Source organism: Streptomyces luteireticuli, assembly GCF_041519305.1.
GTDB lineage: Bacteria > Actinomycetota > Actinomycetes > Streptomycetales > Streptomycetaceae > Streptomyces > Streptomyces luteireticuli.
On record NZ_CP167927.1, the window covers coordinates 2,971,920 to 2,989,642 of the forward strand.

Annotated in this window: 24 protein-coding genes and 1 pseudogene; 1 reads left to right on the plus strand and 24 read right to left on the minus strand. The window is 67.0% G+C overall.

Translation table 11 applies throughout. The features are described from left to right. Positions 1–100: 100 nt before the first annotated feature. The 19 genes from AB8735_RS12905 to AB8735_RS12995 all read right to left on the minus strand — a co-directional run bounded on the left by AB8735_RS12905 (position 101) and on the right by AB8735_RS12995 (position 13,669). Positions 101–892: a hypothetical protein gene (locus AB8735_RS12905; RefSeq protein ID WP_372407357.1), complete on the minus strand. Its 792-nt coding sequence runs from the start codon at positions 890–892 to the stop codon at positions 101–103. 82 nt (positions 893–974) lie between these two features. Next, positions 975–2,507, minus strand: a complete 1,533-nt coding sequence (locus AB8735_RS12910) for a DNA cytosine methyltransferase (RefSeq protein ID WP_372407359.1) — start codon at positions 2,505–2,507, stop codon at positions 975–977. Positions 2,508–2,678: 171 nt separating this feature from the next. Then, a complete protein-coding gene (locus tag AB8735_RS12915) occupies positions 2,679–3,065 on the minus strand; it encodes an N-6 DNA methylase (RefSeq protein WP_372407360.1) in 387 nt (128 codons plus the stop codon). After that, positions 3,065–3,709 (minus strand): hypothetical protein, encoded by a 645-nt coding sequence (locus AB8735_RS12920; protein ID WP_372407361.1) that lies wholly within the window; start codon positions 3,707–3,709, stop codon positions 3,065–3,067. The genes AB8735_RS12915 and AB8735_RS12920 overlap by 1 nt, the downstream gene beginning before the upstream one ends. Then, complete coding sequence (locus AB8735_RS12925; RefSeq protein ID WP_372407362.1) at positions 3,709–4,320, minus strand: hypothetical protein; 612 nt, start codon at positions 4,318–4,320, stop codon at positions 3,709–3,711. The genes AB8735_RS12920 and AB8735_RS12925 overlap by 1 nt, the downstream gene beginning before the upstream one ends. An 82-nt stretch (positions 4,321–4,402) precedes the next feature. Continuing rightward, the gene (locus AB8735_RS12930; RefSeq protein WP_372407363.1) at positions 4,403–4,828 is read right to left on the minus strand and encodes a hypothetical protein; all 426 of its coding nucleotides are present in this window, start codon (positions 4,826–4,828) and stop codon (positions 4,403–4,405) included. A gap of 83 nt (positions 4,829–4,911) precedes the next feature. Next, a complete protein-coding gene (locus AB8735_RS12935) occupies positions 4,912–5,418 on the minus strand; it encodes a hypothetical protein (protein WP_372407364.1) in 507 nt (168 codons plus the stop codon). After that, positions 5,415–6,155, minus strand: a complete 741-nt coding sequence (locus AB8735_RS12940) for a hypothetical protein (RefSeq protein ID WP_372407365.1) — start codon at positions 6,153–6,155, stop codon at positions 5,415–5,417. The genes AB8735_RS12935 and AB8735_RS12940 overlap by 4 nt, the downstream gene beginning before the upstream one ends. Then, the gene (locus AB8735_RS12945) at positions 6,152–6,805 is read right to left on the minus strand and encodes a hypothetical protein (RefSeq protein ID WP_372407366.1); all 654 of its coding nucleotides are present in this window, start codon (positions 6,803–6,805) and stop codon (positions 6,152–6,154) included. The genes AB8735_RS12940 and AB8735_RS12945 overlap by 4 nt, the downstream gene beginning before the upstream one ends. A 91-nt stretch (positions 6,806–6,896) precedes the next feature. Continuing rightward, positions 6,897–7,553, minus strand: a complete 657-nt coding sequence (locus tag AB8735_RS12950; RefSeq protein WP_372407368.1) for a hypothetical protein — start codon at positions 7,551–7,553, stop codon at positions 6,897–6,899. 53 nt (positions 7,554–7,606) lie between these two features. Beyond that, positions 7,607–7,882 (minus strand): hypothetical protein, encoded by a 276-nt coding sequence (locus tag AB8735_RS12955; protein ID WP_372407370.1) that lies wholly within the window; start codon positions 7,880–7,882, stop codon positions 7,607–7,609. A gap of 95 nt (positions 7,883–7,977) precedes the next feature. Further along, positions 7,978–8,406: a hypothetical protein gene (locus AB8735_RS12960; RefSeq protein ID WP_372407373.1), complete on the minus strand. Its 429-nt coding sequence runs from the start codon at positions 8,404–8,406 to the stop codon at positions 7,978–7,980. Positions 8,407–8,577: 171 nt separating this feature from the next. Next, positions 8,578–9,321, minus strand: a complete 744-nt coding sequence (locus AB8735_RS12965) for a helix-turn-helix domain-containing protein (protein ID WP_372411835.1) — start codon at positions 9,319–9,321, stop codon at positions 8,578–8,580. Between the two features lie 11 nt (positions 9,322–9,332). Next, entirely contained in the window at positions 9,333–9,614 is a 282-nt protein-coding gene (locus tag AB8735_RS12970) for a hypothetical protein (RefSeq protein ID WP_372407374.1), read from the minus strand. Further along, positions 9,611–9,907 carry a hypothetical protein gene (locus AB8735_RS12975; RefSeq protein ID WP_372407377.1) on the minus strand — a complete coding sequence of 99 codons (297 nt, stop codon included), beginning with the start codon at positions 9,905–9,907 and terminating at the stop codon, positions 9,611–9,613. Before AB8735_RS12975 ends, AB8735_RS12970 begins: the two co-directional genes overlap by 4 nt. Before the next feature lie 178 nt (positions 9,908–10,085). Continuing rightward, on the minus strand, positions 10,086–11,171 hold the full coding sequence (locus AB8735_RS12980) for a hypothetical protein (RefSeq protein ID WP_372407378.1): 1,086 nt from the start codon (positions 11,169–11,171) through the stop codon (positions 10,086–10,088). A gap of 56 nt (positions 11,172–11,227) precedes the next feature. Then, positions 11,228–12,313 carry a recombinase RecT gene (locus AB8735_RS12985; RefSeq protein ID WP_372407381.1) on the minus strand — a complete coding sequence of 362 codons (1,086 nt, stop codon included), beginning with the start codon at positions 12,311–12,313 and terminating at the stop codon, positions 11,228–11,230. A 114-nt stretch (positions 12,314–12,427) separates the two neighbouring features. Then, complete coding sequence (locus tag AB8735_RS12990) at positions 12,428–12,694, minus strand: hypothetical protein (protein ID WP_372407383.1); 267 nt, start codon at positions 12,692–12,694, stop codon at positions 12,428–12,430. 300 nt (positions 12,695–12,994) lie between these two features. Continuing rightward, complete coding sequence (locus AB8735_RS12995; protein ID WP_372407385.1) at positions 12,995–13,669, minus strand: hypothetical protein; 675 nt, start codon at positions 13,667–13,669, stop codon at positions 12,995–12,997. A gap of 330 nt (positions 13,670–13,999) precedes the next feature. Here AB8735_RS12995 and AB8735_RS13000 point away from each other — a divergent pair, with 330 nt between their 5' ends. Beyond that, positions 14,000–14,389 (plus strand): VOC family protein, encoded by a 390-nt coding sequence (locus AB8735_RS13000; RefSeq protein ID WP_372407386.1) that lies wholly within the window; start codon positions 14,000–14,002, stop codon positions 14,387–14,389. 314 nt (positions 14,390–14,703) lie between these two features. On the opposite strand, the gene AB8735_RS13005 is transcribed toward AB8735_RS13000, so the two are convergent. From AB8735_RS13005 to AB8735_RS13025, 5 genes and pseudogenes are all read right to left on the minus strand, one after another. Next, positions 14,704–14,967 carry a hypothetical protein gene (locus AB8735_RS13005; RefSeq protein WP_372407388.1) on the minus strand — a complete coding sequence of 88 codons (264 nt, stop codon included), beginning with the start codon at positions 14,965–14,967 and terminating at the stop codon, positions 14,704–14,706. Continuing rightward, entirely contained in the window at positions 14,960–15,196 is a 237-nt protein-coding gene (locus tag AB8735_RS13010) for a hypothetical protein (protein WP_372407390.1), read from the minus strand. The genes AB8735_RS13005 and AB8735_RS13010 overlap by 8 nt, the downstream gene beginning before the upstream one ends. 12 nt (positions 15,197–15,208) lie before the next feature. Further along, positions 15,209–15,520, minus strand: a complete 312-nt coding sequence (locus AB8735_RS13015) for a peptidoglycan-binding protein (RefSeq protein ID WP_372411836.1) — start codon at positions 15,518–15,520, stop codon at positions 15,209–15,211. After that, positions 15,506–16,054: pseudogene (locus AB8735_RS13020) on the minus strand (glycoside hydrolase family 25 protein); the annotation flags it as partial. The gene AB8735_RS13015 and the pseudogene AB8735_RS13020, both read right to left, overlap by 15 nt. 26 nt (positions 16,055–16,080) lie before the next feature. Next, positions 16,081–16,932: a peptidoglycan-binding protein gene (locus tag AB8735_RS13025; protein WP_372407391.1), complete on the minus strand. Its 852-nt coding sequence runs from the start codon at positions 16,930–16,932 to the stop codon at positions 16,081–16,083. Positions 16,933–17,723 lie beyond the last annotated feature (791 nt).

Below are 17,723 nucleotides of genomic sequence, written 5' to 3' on the forward strand. Positions count from 1 at the left end.
GGGTCGCAGGATCAGGGTCGAGCTGCACAAGTGGACCACTGTTCGTCTCCACACAGGTCGAGAGGAGGGGGCGGCGCGGTCGAGCCGCCCCCTCACGGGTTCAGGGGTTCTTGGGCTTAGGCGGTCGTGCAGTGGCGGTCTTGGCCGGCTTCCGGGTCGTTTCCCGCGTCGGTCGATCAGCGGGCTTGGCAGACGATTTCCGGGTGGGCCGCTGAGGCTTGCCGTCTTCGACTGTCGCCGGGCCGGGAGTTGCCGACTGGTCGTTGCTCGTCGGCCTCGGCCGTGCGTCGGCCTTCGTCCGCGACGGGTTGCCGCTCTTCTTCCCGGTAGCGGCTGCTACGCCCACGGAGTCGGCCGGCGCGTGCGCCGCGGTTTCGTCATCCTGGTGTTCTTGAGCCTCGGGTGCTGGGTTGGTGGGCTCGTCCGGGTCGTTCACAGTCTGCTGAGGCTTTTGTGGCTCGGTGGTGGGATGGTTGCCGTAGGCGTGCAGGACGCGGCGCTTGCCGTCGAAGACGGGGAGGACGTGGGCGCGGATCGCCATGGTGGTGGTCCGGGCTGGCTGTTCGGTGGTGAATGTGGCGCCGGCGTTGTAGCGGACGCCTCCGGCGGCTGCGACCCTGTTGTACTCCTCCTGGTCCTGCGGGGTCGCGTCGGGAGCGAGGGGACGCGGAGGTACGGGCTGTGCCCAGGTTTGCACCGCCCGCTTGTTCCACAGGAGGCGGAGGCCGATGGTCCGGCCGTCGACGTGGGTCAGGAAGGCCGAGGTGCTGTCGCTGGTGATGGACTCGGGCTCGACGGTCCATCCGTCGCCGATGCCGCGGGCGACTTCCGCAATGTACGCGTCGAAGTCGGCGGCCCAGACTTGCCGCGCCTTCTCTGGATCTTTGGCCATGTTTGGGTGTCCTTAGGTGAGTTGGTGCCGAATGGTTGTGGCGCGAGGGCGGGTGGGTGGACCTCGAGCCGGGCCCGTGCATTCACTGGGCGGGTTCCAGGGGTTCACCTGTGATCGCTTCGACCAGTGCCGAGACGATGATTTCGGCCGCAGGTGGTGTGACCGCGTTGCCGTACATCCGGACTTTGTCTCGCTTTGAACCACGGACAATGTATGTATCCGGGAATGCCATCACTCGGCCGATCTCAGCTGGTTGGAGCATGCGGAATCGCACGTCGCCCAGGTCGATTTCCTGCCGCAGCTGGGCGAGTGACCATCGGTCGCGGGTTGTGATGGTGCCGATGGGTTCGTCGGCGGTCCGGGCTGAGCCGTTGCTGTAGTACGGGATCAGCAAGCGTGTCTCGGAGACGAGCCCGTGGTGTGTGCCGCTCGCGGTGACGGTACCGACGGGGCGGTCCACGGGGTAGGCCGCCGTCTTCGAGCCGCCTCCGCGGAGATTGATGTGGAACGGGGGGACAGTGGCGAGTGCCGTCTCGGCGCGGGCGGTCTGGGTCCGCATGGGTTGTTCGACGGTCGAGGCCACCTTCCCTTCACGGCCTTCGGCCGGCACCAGGAGGGGCGGGACGACCAAGGCGTCGTTCTCCCTGGTGGTCCTGGTAGGCATGGGCTGACTCAGGGGGGATGGCTCAGTCCGCCAGGTGCCGCCGGCCGGTGTCGTGAAGGGGGCACGCGCGAACTTCACGATTCCCCGCACGATGCGTTCCATGGTGGCTTCGGCGAGCGGCTCTGCCCGGTCGGCGATCCGCTGGCCCTGAATCGACCAGTCGATGGCCGCAGAGGCGGGTGTGACCTCAGGCTCGACGATCGAGCCTTTGCACGCCTTGGAGGGGCATCGGTACCAGTACTGTCCGTTGTGGCCGTAGGACCCCATGTCGAGGTTTGGCCTCTTGAAGACCTGGACGGCCGATACGACCTTGTCGCACACCGGGCAATATGCGCGGGGCCTTAGCCATTTATCCCAGTCGGGGGCGGGCAGGTCCGATCGCCAGTAGGCCACGTACAAACGATTCCTTGACTGCGGTGCGCGCCCGCTTCTCCCTTTGGCGTGCATCGAGTTGAGCGCGATCACGCGGGTGCGGTAGAGGCCGTCGCAACTCACTTCGCGGAGCCAGCGGGGCCATTGATCCCATAGGCGGCACTCTTGAACGTTCTCCACTACTCCGCAGAGCACTGGTTTTCCACGGCGGATCATCGCCTGGAGGTATCGCGGGATCTCCTCCATGAGCGCTCTGGCCCGCCTGGTCTTCGGGTCGGGCGTTTCCTCCCAGAAGAGGCTCCCTTGTGTGGTGCGGTCGAAGTCTCGGCGAACGCCGCGCGCCGAGCTCCACGGTGGACAGCTGGGGCTCGCCCAGAAGATGTCCGCTCGGGGAAACTTCGTGATGTCGGTGCGCGCCGCGTCCCCGATGTAGTGGTCGGCTCTGGGGAAGTTTTCAGCGTGGCATTCCACGGCTTGACGGTCATGGTTGGCGGCGAAGATGAGCTCGGTGCCGGGCACGGCCTCGACTCCCTCGCTGCTGCCGCCGACACCGGCGAACTCATCGAATACGGTGTACATGCAGCTCCTCTCTCATCTGTGTGCGGGATGTCCTGGTAGTTGCCGTGGACGCTGCGCAGGCCGCTATCTCGGAGGGCCTTCCTTCAGGCGGGTAGGTTGCTGAAAACGGCCTGCGCAGGTGATCGCTGTGGCTACTTAGCCCCTGCTAGGGGGCTTGGCAGGATGCTTCGTTCACGCGGCCAGGTGGAGTCGCAGTAGTCGTTCGGCCCTGCGGATGGCAGCGATCATGTTCGCCTGCCCGACGACTTGGTTGCGGTGCTCGATGATGGATTGCCGTTCCCGGAGCGCTGATTCGAGTCCCCAGTCACTGGTGAGTGAGTTGCCTTGCGCAATGACCACTTTGGGCCCGAGGTCCCAGACGATGGCGTTTACTGCGGTGCATGCGGCTGCGATGGGGTCGATGTCGATGCCGAACCAGTTGCAGTCGTGGGGGTTTAGCCCTAGGTCGCGGATCCGCTGCACGGCCGCCCGGAACATCCCCCCGGACCCGACGCAGGGATCGACGATCCATCCATCCGTCGGCAACGAATCGGCAGAGGGGTAGGTCATCTGCGCCATCAGGTCTGTGACCTCGGGTGGCGTGTGGAACTCGCGGTGCCCTTGCGGCTGGACTTTGACCGGAGCTCCATGATGAGGGGGCCGAGGACGTCGGTCTCTGCTCTGTCGTAGGGGTCGGACCGTCCTGTGATGGCGGTCAGGCCACCCTCCAGAGCGGTTGCTGTGACGGCCTGGACAGCGTGCAGACGTTGCGTGTCGTGCTCCTCGTCGTCCAGCCACCGGTGCAGGGGGAGTGCCCGTGTGATGAGGTCAGGGCGGGCAATCCATTGCATCGCCCAAACTTCCTGGTAAAGCTTGGGAAGTTCATGCCTTTTGCGCTGGAGCACCCATTGGGCAAGGGCTAGTTCATCCTCTACTGGCTCTTTGAAGAGCATCAGCGAGGCGACGACGCCGATGGGGATCTCGATGCTGCTGCCGCCGAAGTTGCGATGCCAGGTGGAAGCAATGTTCGTCGCAAGGTCGTGGATTCGGCGTTTACTGTTTTCCAGTAGGCGTCTGGGCGCACCGGCGGATCGAGTGGGCATTCCCTTCGGAGGCTGGCCTCGCCGGGGGGCGCTGGCCTGCTCCGCTGCTCGTGCTGCTTTTTCTGCCTGGCGTGCGGTCAGCTTGGTCTCTAGCTCGCCGAAGAGGTCGAATTGCACCATCACTGTGTCTCCGCTTCGTTGTCGCTCGTCGGCGGCGGGACGACTGGTCCGGCGCGGAGTGCTTCTGTGGCCAGCGCTGCATGGGCCAGGTGCTTCTGGATCTGCCGGTGTGCATCCTCGATCTGTCGGGTGAGGCCCCTGGTGCATTCCTCTGCGTGGCGTCGGACGCTGGCGGCGTGGTGGTACAGGAGTCCGCGGCGCAGGGAGGATGTCCACGCTTGGCCGAGGAAGTGCGCGGCCAGCGCCGTGGTGATGGATGTGGCAGTGTGGGCGATGTCGGGTTCGACATTCACGCGCATGCCGTTGCGCAGGGTCTGTGCCGCTGAACCACGGTGGGTTTGGATTTCGTCAGGGGTGATGAAGCCGTATCCGACGAGGGTGACTTCGTTGATGACCGGGGCCTCTCGCTGGGGTCCCCATTCAGGTTCCCCGAGCCCGCAGGAGAGGAACAGGTCGTCTACCGCCGGCGGTTCGGGTGCGACGGTGTGGTGCCAGGTGAAGGTGAAGGCTCCGATTCCGTCGACCCTGTAAGTTGCTTCTCCAGTAGTGAAGTTGGGGGTTACTGTGACCCGCAAGGGTGTCCCCTCGTGGGTGGTAATGATGGTCTGCATGGTCTCTTTCCGTCGTGAAGGCACGGGAATGCGGGGGCCGACCGCTCGCACTGGCGCGGCCCCCTCCCGGGACGTAGCGGGTTTATTGCTGGTGTGCGACGTGCCAGGTGTTGACCCAGTCGCCGACGGTTTCCGCGAGGGGCGTCAGCGACATGTCGCCGGGCGGCTCGCCTTCAGGGGTGGTGGTGTCGTAGAGGACCTGGCTGTGGCCGTACTGGTCGTCGATGTAGGTGGCGGTCCATCCGCCGAGTTCCGTCCGGTCGGGGTGGTGGGGCAAGGAGCGGCGGCCGGTGACGGTGACGTACTGGTCCTCGGCGAGGTGGACGACGACTGCGAGTCTGTTGGCGCAGTTGTCCATGTCCACGTCGGTGACGTGGGCTTCGAGGGCTGCGATGACGTCGGCGTAGAGGGTGAGTGCGCGGTGCATTTCGGTGCGTGTGCCGAAGCCGGAGATGCTGTAGGGATATACGGGGTGGCCGAGTTCGGCGCTGCGCGCCTGAGGTGGCATGGGAGTCTCTTTCCAGTGGGTGTGTGGAGTTCCGTTACGGGGCCGTCTCGCACACGGCGTCCGCAGGTGTGTGACCGGGCGGGTCAGTTCTCGGCGTTGCCGAGGGGGCCGCGGGTGAGTTGTTCGGCGATGTAGTGGGGCACCCGGGGGAGCTGGATGCCTCGCACGCTCACGGTCTCCTCGGCGCCGAAGTCGACTTCCACCACATCGCTGTCTGGGGATGTGGTGACGATGAAGCCGTAGAGCTGTCGTTCGGGGTGTCGGACCCAGTCGCCTTTCTTGAGGGGCGCCAGGTGAGACGGGCACAGGCCGGGGTCGCGCAGGGTCAGGTGTGAGGCGGACGGCCGCCAGCAGACGGTGTTGTCCACGGCCTGTTCGCACCCGCGGGTGACGTGGCCGTAGCCGTCGCAGCGCAGCAGCGCGAGCTGGGCGTAGGGGTGCTTGGACCTGACGACGGCGTAGGTGGTGTACCCCTCCGGGGGTTGGTCGACGTGGGAGACGTACTCGACGGTCAGGCCGATCATGAGGGGCCAGGTGCTCAAGGCAGTGGTGGCGATCGCTTGAGCGTGCTGGGCAGGTACGTGGATCATCCTTCCTCCTCCGGCTGGTGCTTCTGGGGCGGTGTGGAGGGGGCCGGTTTGAGGGCCATGCGGACCCGGTTGAAGACCCGTCCGTGGGTGGGGGCCGTGCGGTAGAGGGAGGAGCCGGGCACGAAGGCCAGTTGGACAGCGAGGTTTACGATCTGCCGCTGGGTGCTGTCCGGGAACAAGGCGCTCTCCGGCCTTCCGTCGCTGTCCTGCCTGATGACGGTGAAGGGGGTGTCTCCGCCGTGGACAGCGATCAGGTGGGCGCTGTGCGAGGTGAGGTTCAGCATGAGCCCTTGGGCTTCTGGGTAGTGCTCCCGGACGAGGGTGGACATGCGGGTCTCGCGGTCCGCCGGCGGGAAGTCGAGGACGCACGGGTTCGTGTCGTCGTGGGGACGCGTAGCGGTCCAGGCCACGGAGAAGAGGTCAAAGGCTTGGTACAGGACGCCGTCGAGCTCTGCGGCGTTCAGTTCTACGAGGTCCAGGTCCTGGCGGTTGATGAGCTGGCGTTCGCGACCGTCGCGGGTCACTGTCCAGATGCCTCGTAGCAGTTGCCCGTCCGCGACGGGAGGGTCGAACGTCAGATGCGTGGCTTGGGGTACTGCGGTCACGATCGTGGCGGTGAGGTCGTCCAGCAGGGCGATCTCGTAGACCTTTCGGGCGTGCTCAAAGGCGGCGAGGGCTTCGACGCGTCGGCGGCGGTTCTGCTTCAGCCGACGGACAGGTGAGGTCTTGGATGTCATGAGGTTTCCTTGGGGGTGTGGGGTGTGAGCAGTTGGACGACCACGGCCGTGGCGTTGTCCGGGCCGCGATCACCGGCCTTGTGGGCGAGGTGCGCGGCGACTTGGCGCGGGTCGCCGTCGTAGAGCAGGGAGAGGCCGATGGCGGTGTCGCAGAGCGTGCTGCTTACGCCGTCGCTGCACAGCAGCAGGGACTGGATCCCGGTGCGCGGCACACTTCGTGTGGCAATTCGGGGTGTTCCTTGGGGCGTTGATGGGTCTGTGAGCCGGTGGATGCTGCCGGCCTGGGTCACGGCGTAGGCCCAGCAGCATCCGGACCAGGCGATGCGGAGGAGGGGGTGGCGGCCGTCGATGACGGCCGTGACGATTGCTGGTTGGGTCTGGGGCAGGCTGCCCTTCGCGGGGTGTTGGAGATCGGCGCACCGGTCGTGGGCTGCGGCGCAGGCTTGGTCGGGGCTGTAGGTCAGGGCGGCAGTGGCGGCGGTGTGCGCGCCGAGCTGGGCCGTGAGCGCTGCGCCGGGGTGGTCAACGAGGGCGTCGGCGACGCTCACGGCGAGTCGGGGGGCCAAGGGGTCCTGGATGACGGCGTAGGCGTCGACGAGGTGTTTTCGGTTTCCATAGTTCTGGGCGATGCCGATGACGGGCTGGTGCACGGGGTTTGCCTCCTTTGTGGGACGGGAGCCGCCGGCCTGGCTTGAGGGTGAGATGCCGGGCCGACGGCTCGGTCAGCCGGGCTCGGAGCGTTCAAGTGCCGAGCCGGGAGCCGCTCTTGGTTTCGAAGGCGTTGCACGCAGTGTGGTTTCCTGCTTGCTGGTGCTCGGTGGCCCACTGGCCGCATCTGGCGCAGGTCGGGCGCGTGATGTGTGGCTTGGGGTGCGCCAGTCGGATGTGTGGCACCGCACCGTCGCTGATGGCCACGACTTGGGTGAGCGGTTCGATGCTGGCGGCTCCGCCGTGCCGGAGAGCGACGACGACCGCCGCTCGCACGAAGGCCCCTGACTGGTCGGAGTGCGCGTAGCCGTTGGGGCCGTTGGTTTCGAGGTGGTAGGCGGGGCTGGTGATGTCGGAGAGGCCGAGCGGGACGGCCGTGCATTCCGCAGGGCGTTCGTCGTCGAGGGGGGTGAGGTCGAGGGCGTCGGCGTGGTCGATGAGGAGGCGGCCCAGGTGGAGGCTCTTGATCCGTCTCCCGGCCTCGAAGGCTCTGACTTCGAAGAGGGCGGGGTGTTCGGCCTTCCACTGGTCCGCTGTCAGAGGCGTGCCGTGGACCTTGGCGCAGACCGCGCGCTCCACATGGATCTCGTGGCGCAGCAAGGCGATGGCCGCGTCCACGTGTTCGGCGGAGATGCCGTGCCAGTTGGCCTCGGAGTAGAGATCTGCTTCGCGCTGTGATCGGGTGGGCATGGCTTCCTTGGGTGGTGAGGTCCGGCCCCTGGGGCAGGGGCCGGGACCGGTTGTTAGCGGACGCGGGGCTGGTCGTAGAGGTTGTTGAGGCGTGCGGAGAGCCGCTTGCCGAGGGTCCGGGGCACGGAGGCGATGCCGTGTCGGGTGCTGATGTGCTCCAGGCGCCAGAAGCGGTGTCCCTGGGCGAGGGCGAAGGTCCACTCGTCGTCGTGGTCCAGGCCGCGCAGGACGAGTCGGCGGTGGCGGTCCGTGAGGTCGGAGCGGAGGATGTGGCGGGTGCCGCCTTGGGCTTCGTGGACTATGCGGGCGATCAGGCTGGTGGTGGTCACGTGAAGGACTCCTCGCACTCTGAGAAGCTGGTATTACGGAACAGGCAGGCTTTTGTCTGAACACATGTCGCGCCCAAATGAGAGCGCGGGGCCGATCAGAAGGGGGCGCCGGCCTTCGCGGTGAGGGCCGCTCCGACCAGGGCGCCGCTCGCCTGGGGGCCGAGCCACCACCAGATGTGGCGCTTGGTGACGGACACCCCCGTGCACTCGGCGAACGCGGAAGCGAACGCCTGAGCGAGTTCAGTGGCGAAGCGGTAGACCTCATCGCAGCGCTCTGCCGTCACATCGCCTTCGGGACGGAGGGCGACGTTGACCACTTCCCAGACGTTCACGTTCGGACAATGCGCGGCCGCATGAGCGCTCCCCGAGGGGGTGTCGATCTTGACGGTGATGGCGGCGCCGACGAGGGCCGCGCTGCCCTCGGGGCCGAGCCAGGACAGAACGCCCTGCCGGTCGACAGGCGAGCCCGTGCACTCAGAGGCGGCGCGGGAGAGCGCCCGGGTGAGCTCGCGTGTGAGGCGCATGGCCGCACTGCACCGCTCTCCGGCGGCCCGGCCCTCAAGGCGGAAGGCGTCGTTGGCTACCTGCCTAACGGTCCTGAATGAGTGATTCACGAGCAACTCCTTGCCATCGATTGAGGGTGGGGCATTTCGTGCTGATATAAATATATCAAGCACGCGATCTTGCGTCAAGTTTTATATATCATGGGTGCGTGCGCTGCGGGCGGCTTCGCGCGCAGCCTCCCTCTGGCCATCGAGGGCCCCGCTTTCCCACTGCTGACGAGCCTTGCTCCCCCGGTCCCGCAGCTCCTGCAGCAGCACAGCGGTGTCCTGCCGCCCTCGGTCCACGGAGGAGGGCCGCGTGGCGCCGGCCCTCATCGCCCGCGGGTTGGTCCCACACGCACGGCACGACGCCGCCTTCTTCTCCGGATGCGCGGCACAGCCTCCCGTCGATGCCTCACGTGACGACGGGGGTTGGGGGTCTTCTACCTGGTGATTCCCTGACGGTTCATGCGCGGCCAATTTGGCCGGTACGTCGTGTTGTTCTGGCTGGTGGCCAGCCTGGCCTGCGGCCATATTGGCCGTCGGCTCCGCCCGGGGCCTTTTCCGGTGCTTGGGCGCCGGCCGAGGAGGGGTATCACCCCCGCTCCCCCGGTCGGGCCCTGCCGCCGGGTCGTCGGCCGAGTCGCGGTTCTTGAGGATCCAGTACCGGTCGCTGGTCCGGCGTCCCACTTTGAACCGCGGTTTCCTGGTGAGGAATCCCTGTTCCTCCAGCCACTCCAAGTGGCGTCTCACGGTGCGCTCGCCCTGGCTGGTCTTACGGGCCAGCAGCTTCTGTCCTGGGTAGCAGGACCAGGCTTCGTCGGCGTGATCGCACAGCGCCAGCAGGACCAGCTTGGCGCCTGGCTTCTCGATGTCCTGCCGGAATGCCCAGGCCATGGCCTCAATGCTCACCTGGCTGCCCTCCACGACGCCCGCCACCGCGTGACGATGCGCTGCTCCAGGCCGAGCCGTTCGGCGGTTACCCGGATGCTGGCCCCGAGGCGTGTCAGGACCAGCGCGGCTCGCCGCTGCTCCTCCGGCGTCAGCCTCGGTAGCGGCAATTCTCCGGCGACCGCCCGTTCCACGGCGACCAGGTCGATGCCGCCGTCGCAGGTGTCGGTGCTGTCCAGGCAGAAGTAGACGCGGCTCGACATCATCCGGGCCTTGGCCGGACTCCAGGTCTCGGTCACTGCTCGCTCCGTGTGCCCGGGACGTCGTCGGCGTCACCACTCCACGGGAGATGCAGGCTCTCGTCGTCGGGCGACAAAGCAGTGGGACCGTCGGACGGTTCGGCTGTCGTGGGGCTCTCGCACAGGCGGTGGGCGAGCTGCTGCATGGTGGCTTCTACGGCTTTCAGGGCCTCCGTGGCGATGCTGCCTGCGACATCGTCGTGGATCATGCGGGGCCAGCACTCAGCCACCCGGAGGCGGATGGCCTCACGGTACGGCGCCAGGTCTACTGGTTCAGGGGCAGGGGTGGTCACGCTCTTCCTTCCGATCGCGCTGGGGCCGTCCAGGTCTCCGGAACGGTGATGGGATCTGCCGGCGGTGCTGCTGCACGGGCTCGAGGTGGTCGCCCCCCGGGGCCGGCGACGAGGCGGGCGGAGTGCGGAAAGTCGCCGGGGCCTGCGGGTGGCAGGCCCCGGCTGTCGGGTCCGCTGCTCAGAGGTCCGCCGTTGCCTTCGTGATGGAAATCTGTCGCGCCGTACGGCCGCCCGGGACCGTGGGGACGGACAGCCCGAGGTTCTGGAGAATCTTCGTCATCGCCTCGACGTCCGGCTGGGGCAGTTTCGGGGTGCCCCCGGACCACGACAGTTGGTAGTCGCCATACGCGCCCGGTTCGGCGGAATCCAGGACCTTGCGCGCCTTGGCCATGCGCCGTCGGAACGGGGCAGCCATAGCTGATGCCTCGGCGTAATCCGCGACGGCGGACACCAGGGAGTCGTGATCGTCCGCCAGGATGACCTGGGGCGGTTCCCCATCGGGGCGTTCATCCAGACGCCAACACCGCGACTTGAACGGGCAGTTGTCGCAGATCACGCTGAGGCCAGGGCCGTCCAGGTCACGGGGGAGATCATCCGGCTGGCGACTGGCCAGCACTTCACCGGCCCATGCCAGTGCCCTGTCGGTGATCGCTTCGTCGTACGGCTGCTGATGGACGACGACCTGGCCGTACTCGCGGCCGACGTAGCGCAGCCTCACCACGTCCACAGGCAGGGGAACGCCGGTGGGCAAGTGCGGGTGGGAGTGGAGGCTGCCGGTGCGCAAGAGGTACGCGTAGAGGTGCACCTGGAACAAGTGCGGGTCACCGGGCCCCTGTCGCTCCAGCCGCCGCAGGGCATGAGCGGAGCTCGTCTTGACGTCCTCCACCACCCCGACAGGACACGCGTAGGGCGAAGGCCGACGCAGCGTTGCCGCCAGCGACTCCGGCGGCCAGTACGCGTCCACGTGCCCGAGAAGGACGTCGTTGGTGACCTCCAGCTCCGTGTAGGCGCCGTAGGCGGATTCCAGGATGGGAAGGATGCCCTCGTGGAGCCAGGTTCCCAGGATCGCGGCGCGCGCGGAGTCGTCCAGGTCGGTGGGCCAGGTGCCGTGGTACTCGTAGCCGGCCCGGCGTCGGCACAGGCCGATGGAGGAAGGGCCGAGCAGTCGTTGACGTGATCGGGGACGCATGCGGTCAGCGCGGTGAGCTGCTGCCCAGAGGTCCGGCACGTCGATCGCGGCGTCGGCCGCGTTGGTGACACTCATGAGATCTCGCACTCTCATTCTGCTGGGCGAAGGCTCCCCTCCCCCAGCGGCCGGGTCTACTCGCGGGGATCCGAGGAGGAATCGGCCTGGGTGGCAGGCGGCTTGCGGGGTGTCCGCTTGGCCGCCGTCCGCTTCCTGGTGCCGCTCTTGGCTGCCGTTCGGCCGCCTCTGGCCGCCGTGCGGGGCGCGGCCTGTTTGCGGGACGGCGCCGTTGACTCCGGGGCGGCTTCGCGCGCCTCCTCAGCGGACACTGTGGAGCCAGAGGTCAAATCCTCCTCCAGGCAGACCAGTTGCGGTACATCGGCATCCTGGAAGGCGACGTTGAACCGCTTGACGCAGGCGTCCGTGACGTCCGCGAAGCTGACGCCCTTCTGCTCGGCGAGGGCGCGTACACGACGCCGAGCCTCGTCCAGCTCGGCCGCTGGGTCCGGCGGCGCGTCGCCCTGAGTTGCCGAGGCTTCCGTGGGCTGCTCCGCCGAATGCGATTCCTGCTCACGGCGCAGAGCACCGGCCGCTTCGTCGACGCGCTCGCGCTCTTCCCGCCGGTCCTGGCTCTGCATCTCCTCGGCGATGCGGATCCCGGACAAGTCTGCTGGGCATGCCATGCGCAGCGCCGCAGCCTCTGCCACCTTGCGGATCTGGTTGGCAGGCATGCGGGCCCACATGGGGTCGAGTTCTAGCCGGTCCAGCTCATAGGAGTAGACGAAGGGGGCGTACTCACGCCAGTGGGCCACCCCGGGGTACCGGGACGCTCCGCGCCAGACCACGACTCGGCAGGCCGCGGGGGGCTCCTCCTTGAGCCAGACCGCATGTTCGCGCCCGTCGACGTCGTACCAGACGGGGTCCTCGTAGGTCAGGTCCTCCCCTGCGCGGGTGACGGCCCGTCGGGCCGTGAGGCGATACCCGGCGATGCCCGTCTGCACGGTCCACCGCGTCTCCCCCTTCTCGCGTCGGCGGATCATGTAGATCTGCTGGGCGAAGGGGTCGAGTTGCGTCAGCTGGCATTGGTGAAAGAACACCTTCATCTGCGCCGAGGTGACGGTCTGTAGATGCGGATACATGATCTGGAGCACTCTGACCTGCTCATCGGTAAAGCCCGTCTGGTCTTCGCCGATTGCGAGCTCGCTCGCTGCTTCGGTCACTCCACCTCCCCTTTCTTGTGGGTGTCACCGGACATTCATCCGCCTCGACACATGTGAGAGGGATGAATCGATGCCATAAATCTATTTCACAACAGACGTGACGTCAAGTGTTTTTTATCGCACGGAGCGCAGCCGCCGGACCTCGATCAGGTCCGCCCATTCCGGATGAAGCTCCCTCAAGATCCGCGCGTAGTGACTCGTGAAGCTGTTGTCGAGCCGGAAAGGCCGCTCGCCAGCCTCGGCCAGACCATCCCAACGCAACTGCTCGAAAAGCGCCTTCACACCGATGCGCCCCCGCCCAGACGCCACCCACTCGGCCGCCAGCCCCTCCAGGGCATCGAGGACCCACGGATGGTCGGAATGGAAGGCATCGAAGCGCACCCTCGACGACCTCAGCGAGGGACGGCGTCTGCGCGCACGAGACGGCCCCTCCTCCCCCTCGAAGCCGAAGGGCAACTCAGGCTGTCGATACATATCCCACACCCCCACATGTCCACGCATTGCCTCAACACATGTGCGCCACCTTAGAGGGTGCGGCCCGCGAACGACACACAGCCCCGCCCTCCTCGCCGGGCGGTGGAGGCAGTGGCAGGTGAGCTCACCGCGGGCGGGAGTCCGTCCTGCCGCCAGCCTTGAACGACAGGACGGGGCCGGTGGCCGCAACGGCGGCGACCGCGCCCGCTACCGGCGCTTCGGCCGGACCGTAACGGCGTGCCCGGCCTCGAACAGCTCTCGGACGAAGTCCGAAACCTCGGCGACAGCATCGTCGGTCACCGAGACCGGAGCGGAGAAGGACTTCGCCTCCGGAAGCGGCGCCAGAGGCTTCTGCTTCCCCTGGGCCGGCTCCGCCTTCTTTCGCCCTCGCGGCTTGATCGGCTCGCGCTCGCCGGCCTTAATCCGCTTCACAGCGTCCGGCAAGATTTCACGTCCCCGCTCCTCGGCGTCTGCCAGCACCGTGTCCAGGAGCCACAGCGGCGATCCGGAGACCAGTGCATCCTCGGTAGCGAGGGACTTGCGCACCCGCCACTGGTAGACGTCCATGTACCCCTTGCCGACCAGCCATGCCACCTCGTGGAGCCCGATGACGTCGGGCATGTCTGCCGGACTGTCGGCAACGAAGCCACCACGAATGCCCTGCTTGTACTGCTTGAGCTGGGCCGGCAGGACGTCCCGTTCGCCCTTCTTGGCGATACCCAGAACGGTAGGCAGGAGCCAGTACGGATTGCCGGAGATGGTCACGTCAGGCTGCGGCAGTAGTTCACGCGTCTTCCACAGCTGGCTCGTCTGCCTCTCGACGCCGTAGAGCTTCGAGATTTCCCCGTGCCCCAACAGGTAGGGAAATCGCCTCTCGGTCATCACTGCCTCCACCCGCGCCGATAAAACTCACTTGATGAATCAAGTGTAGTCGGTGCCTTCCGGAGGCCGACCATCGCTTTCTTTGATCGGCGCTCGGGTTGCGCCCGACGGCAGGCTCCCGATGCTGGGGCCCTGCTGAGGGTGTGGCTGTGCGCCCTTGAGCGCTCCCAGCTACCCAAGCCCGCGCTTGATCGCCTTCTTGGCCTTCTTCTCCGCTCGGACAGCCTCAAAGCATCCCGGGCAGAACGGTAGAATCTACCGGGACATCGCGTGTCGATCACCGGCTGGGTGAGGCATGGAGGTGTCGGGAGATGCCTTCGGAGGCATTCCTTGTCAGTTGAGTTGAACCACACGATCGTCCACGCCTGGGACAACCGGGAGTCCGCCCAGTTCTTCGCGGACCTGCTGGGCCTTGAGATCACCGCGGAGTGGGGCCCGTTCATCGCGGTCGGCCTGAGCAACGGCGTCACGCTGGACTTCGCCACGATCCCCGCGGACCACATCGCCATGCAGCACTACGCCTTCCTGGTCTCCGAGGAGGAGTTCGACGCGGCGTACGCGCGGATCAGCGAACGCGGCATCGAGCACTACGCCGACCCGCACCGGCAACAGCCCGGGGCGATCAACCACAACGACGGTGGCCGCGGGGTGTACTTCATGGACCCGGCGGGCCATGCCATGGAGCTGATCACCGTGCCGTACGGAGGCTGGACCTTGTAAGCACATGCGCCGCGCGCCGCACCCCAACCCGGGGTGCGGCCCTCAACCGCTCCTTGTGCCAGATGCGTTTGCGGCCGGCGCCCTGCGATTACCTGAGCCGCCGCCAGGCGGGGAGCTTGCCCTCCGTGGTTGACACCCGAACGCCGGCAGAGGACCAAGCCATCACCGGCACCAAAGAAAAACGGTGTCTTACGCCTTACCCTCGCCGCTACAGGGCCCGTGTATGCTGCTGCCCTCTTTCCACTCTGTGGAGCAGCGCCCCGGGATCTGACTCGCACTCTGCCCGGGGCTCTGTCACGTGCACCTTCCAGGTCTCAACGCCCCACCGTTTGCCAGAGCGTGATGACACAGGCGACGACTCCGGTGAGCGCGGCCAGGCTCGCCAGCGGCCACCTGCCGCGTTCGAGGGCATCCAACCTTGCCTCATGATCAGCCATTTGACGGTCCGTCTGGTCGCTGCGCTGGACGAGGAGAGCCAAAGCCCCGTCCACACGGGCGAACCCCGCTTCCATCGTGCCGCGCAGGCGCTCCAGTTCCAGCGCGACGGCGGTGGGTGGCGTCGGCAGCGGTTCACTCATGGGGTTCTCGCTCCGCAGAGATCCCGGTGCGCAGCCACCGGGGAAGCAGAGCCTGGACTGAGGGGAGTGCCATGACGCGGGCGAGACCACCCGCCACAGCCAGCGCTCCGGCGACCCACGGCAGACTGGACGGGATACCGGAGGCGTCGACGATGGCGGGAAGGGTCACCGCGATCGCGATGGTGGTCTGGAGGACGGTGCGCAGGGTGTGCTTGGCGGCCTCGGACATGGGCGCAGCCTTTCAGGAGGGGTGCGGGACCTTGAGGGCGTCCCAGGACGTCTTGCCGGGCCAACCGTCGGCATCAGAACCGCTGAAACCCAGTTTCCGTTGCCACTTGGCGTACGACTGCCGGTCGGCGTCGGTCCAGCGGGGACCCGGGCCGTCGGCGTACGCGGAGCAGCCCTCGGCAACGAGTCGACGGCCCATCGCCGTGACGACGGGAGACGAGGGAGAGTCCTTGAAATATGCGGCGCCAGGGAACGGCTCGTACGCGGTCGGCTGTGGCGCCGGCCGAGGTACAGGTGCGCCACCACCGGCAGCCCAGGCGCGCATCGCGTCCCGGGAGGGGAAGTCGGCGATGTTGGTGTCGACCGGGTCGTCGGTGAACTGGTGGATCAGCCAGTCGGCTTCGATCTTCGGCGCGCCGGCGTCCACGTAGTCGGCGATCCACAGCCCGTCCCCGGCGTAGGAGGTGGAGTCGCGGTTCCGCCAGAAGTCGCGGTTGCAGTAGAGGATCACCTTGTGGCCCGGGCGCAGGGCTTTGACCTTGCGGATGAAGGCGTCCTTCTCCGTGCCGGAGGCGGTGCCGGATCCGGTGGTCTCCCAGTCCACGGCGAGGATGTCGCCCTCGGCGGAGTCGCAGCGCTCGACGAAGAACTGCGCCTGGGCGTCGAGGTTGCCGGGGTGCAGGAAGTGGTAGAAGCCGACGACGAGTCCGGCGCGGCGGGCCCGGGCGGCCTGGTCCTCCATGCGCGGGTTGACGTAGGAACGGCCCTCGGTGGCCTTGATGAAGACGAAGTCGAGGCCGTCGGTGGAGTAGGCGGACGACTGGTAGGACGAGATGTCGATGCCGCGGATGGTGCTCATAGCTGTTCCTTCGGTGATGTAGGGGGTCAGGAGGTGGGGACCCTGAGCGCGTCCCAGGACGCCTTGCCGGGCCAGCCGTCGGCATCGGAGCCGCTGAATCCCAACTTGCGCTGCCACTTGGCGTACGACTGCCGATCGGCGTCGGTCCAGCGGGGTCCCGGGCCGTCCAAGTACGCCGAGCAGCCCTCCTCCACAAGGCGACGGCCCATCGCAGCGATGACGGCGGATCGTGGGGCTGCGCGGAAGAATTCGGATCCCGGGAAGGGCTCGTTGCAGGGCGAAGGACCACTGCCAAGACGCTTGGCGATCCGTTTCCTCATGCCGTCCATGCCGAAGCCGACCGGGTCTATCTTCTCGATCGACCACTCCTTGTGGCCGATGACCGAGCCCGAACCCCAGCCGTGCGCACGGCAGACGGCGGCCGAGACGCGCTCGATGGCCTCCAGCTGGGCGGCCGGCCAGGGGTCCTTGCCATCGCCCTCGTTGATGCACTCGAAGCCGTAGAAGCGGACGTTGCCGTCGGTGTTCTGCACCGTCGCGCGGGGGAGGGCCGATTCCTGGATCACGGCGTCGAGCACGGCGGCGTCGCCCTTGCCGGCGTGGTTGGTGCGGCCGTTGCCGACGAGGTGGACGGTGCCCTCCTTGTCGATCACGCCGTGGCAGAGCGGGCCGGGCAGCTCCTCGTCGCCGTCGTAGCAGTAGTCGACGGTGTCGCGGGTGCCGCTGGAGGCGGTGTGGTGGATGACCACGCCGTTCACCGGGCCCCAGGCGCCCTTGTGGTTGCGGTTGTGGTTGCGCCAGTCGCCGACCTCGACGACGGTCACGCCCTCGGCGCGGAGAGCGGCGATGAACTGGTCGGCGGACAAGGGATCGGACACGGCGGTGCCTTCGCCCCCGCGCCTCTTGTTGGCATGTGCCGCGCGGCCAGCCACCGCGGGTCCCTCAACGATCACCGGTATCCGCACAGGACTGAGGGTCGCCCAGCGCCCGTCCATCCTATGAGTAGTTGGATGCTCCCGCGCAATGACTAACGTCGCTACGTGAGGCATAGCTGCTGGCGGGCCGCCAGCGGCCCCAGGGCAGCCGTGAGTCCATCGTCGACCTCATCCCCCGTGCCCGCTACTGACCCGATATCACCACTCCTCGACGTGCTCGCACCCCTGTTTCGGGATCGCGGTCCTCAGGTATCACGGTTGCCGTCGGCCGGATGTGGGGTGTGCTGTCCGAAGTGTCACCCATCGCTACTCAAGGTCCGGACCTCGATTTAGGCGGCTGAGCAGAGCACGGCAAGGGCACGTTCCTGGCCATGCGGTTACTTTCGGTCGCCTTCCCATCTCTTTCCGTATTCAACCTTGTCAAGCGGTAAGCTTCCGGCCCGAGTTGATCAGGTCGCGCAACTCCATTGACGAAATAGCGGGTTGCCCGGCCGCCGAAAGCGCCGGCACGCACGTCCGGGGTGAGAGTTCCGGGTCTGTTGGCCTGATTGCTCGCGTAAACAGAGGGCTTCAAGTGGCCTGTACTGAAGTGCAGCGCTTGGATCGATTGCACCCACCACCTAGTTTCTTGATCGCTAACGCAGGCCGGGCCGCGCCTTCTGCCGGCCCAGGTCGTCGTCTCGATTCTTGGAGTGGCTTGTGCGCACGGTTCGTAGATCTGCTCTCAGCAGCGT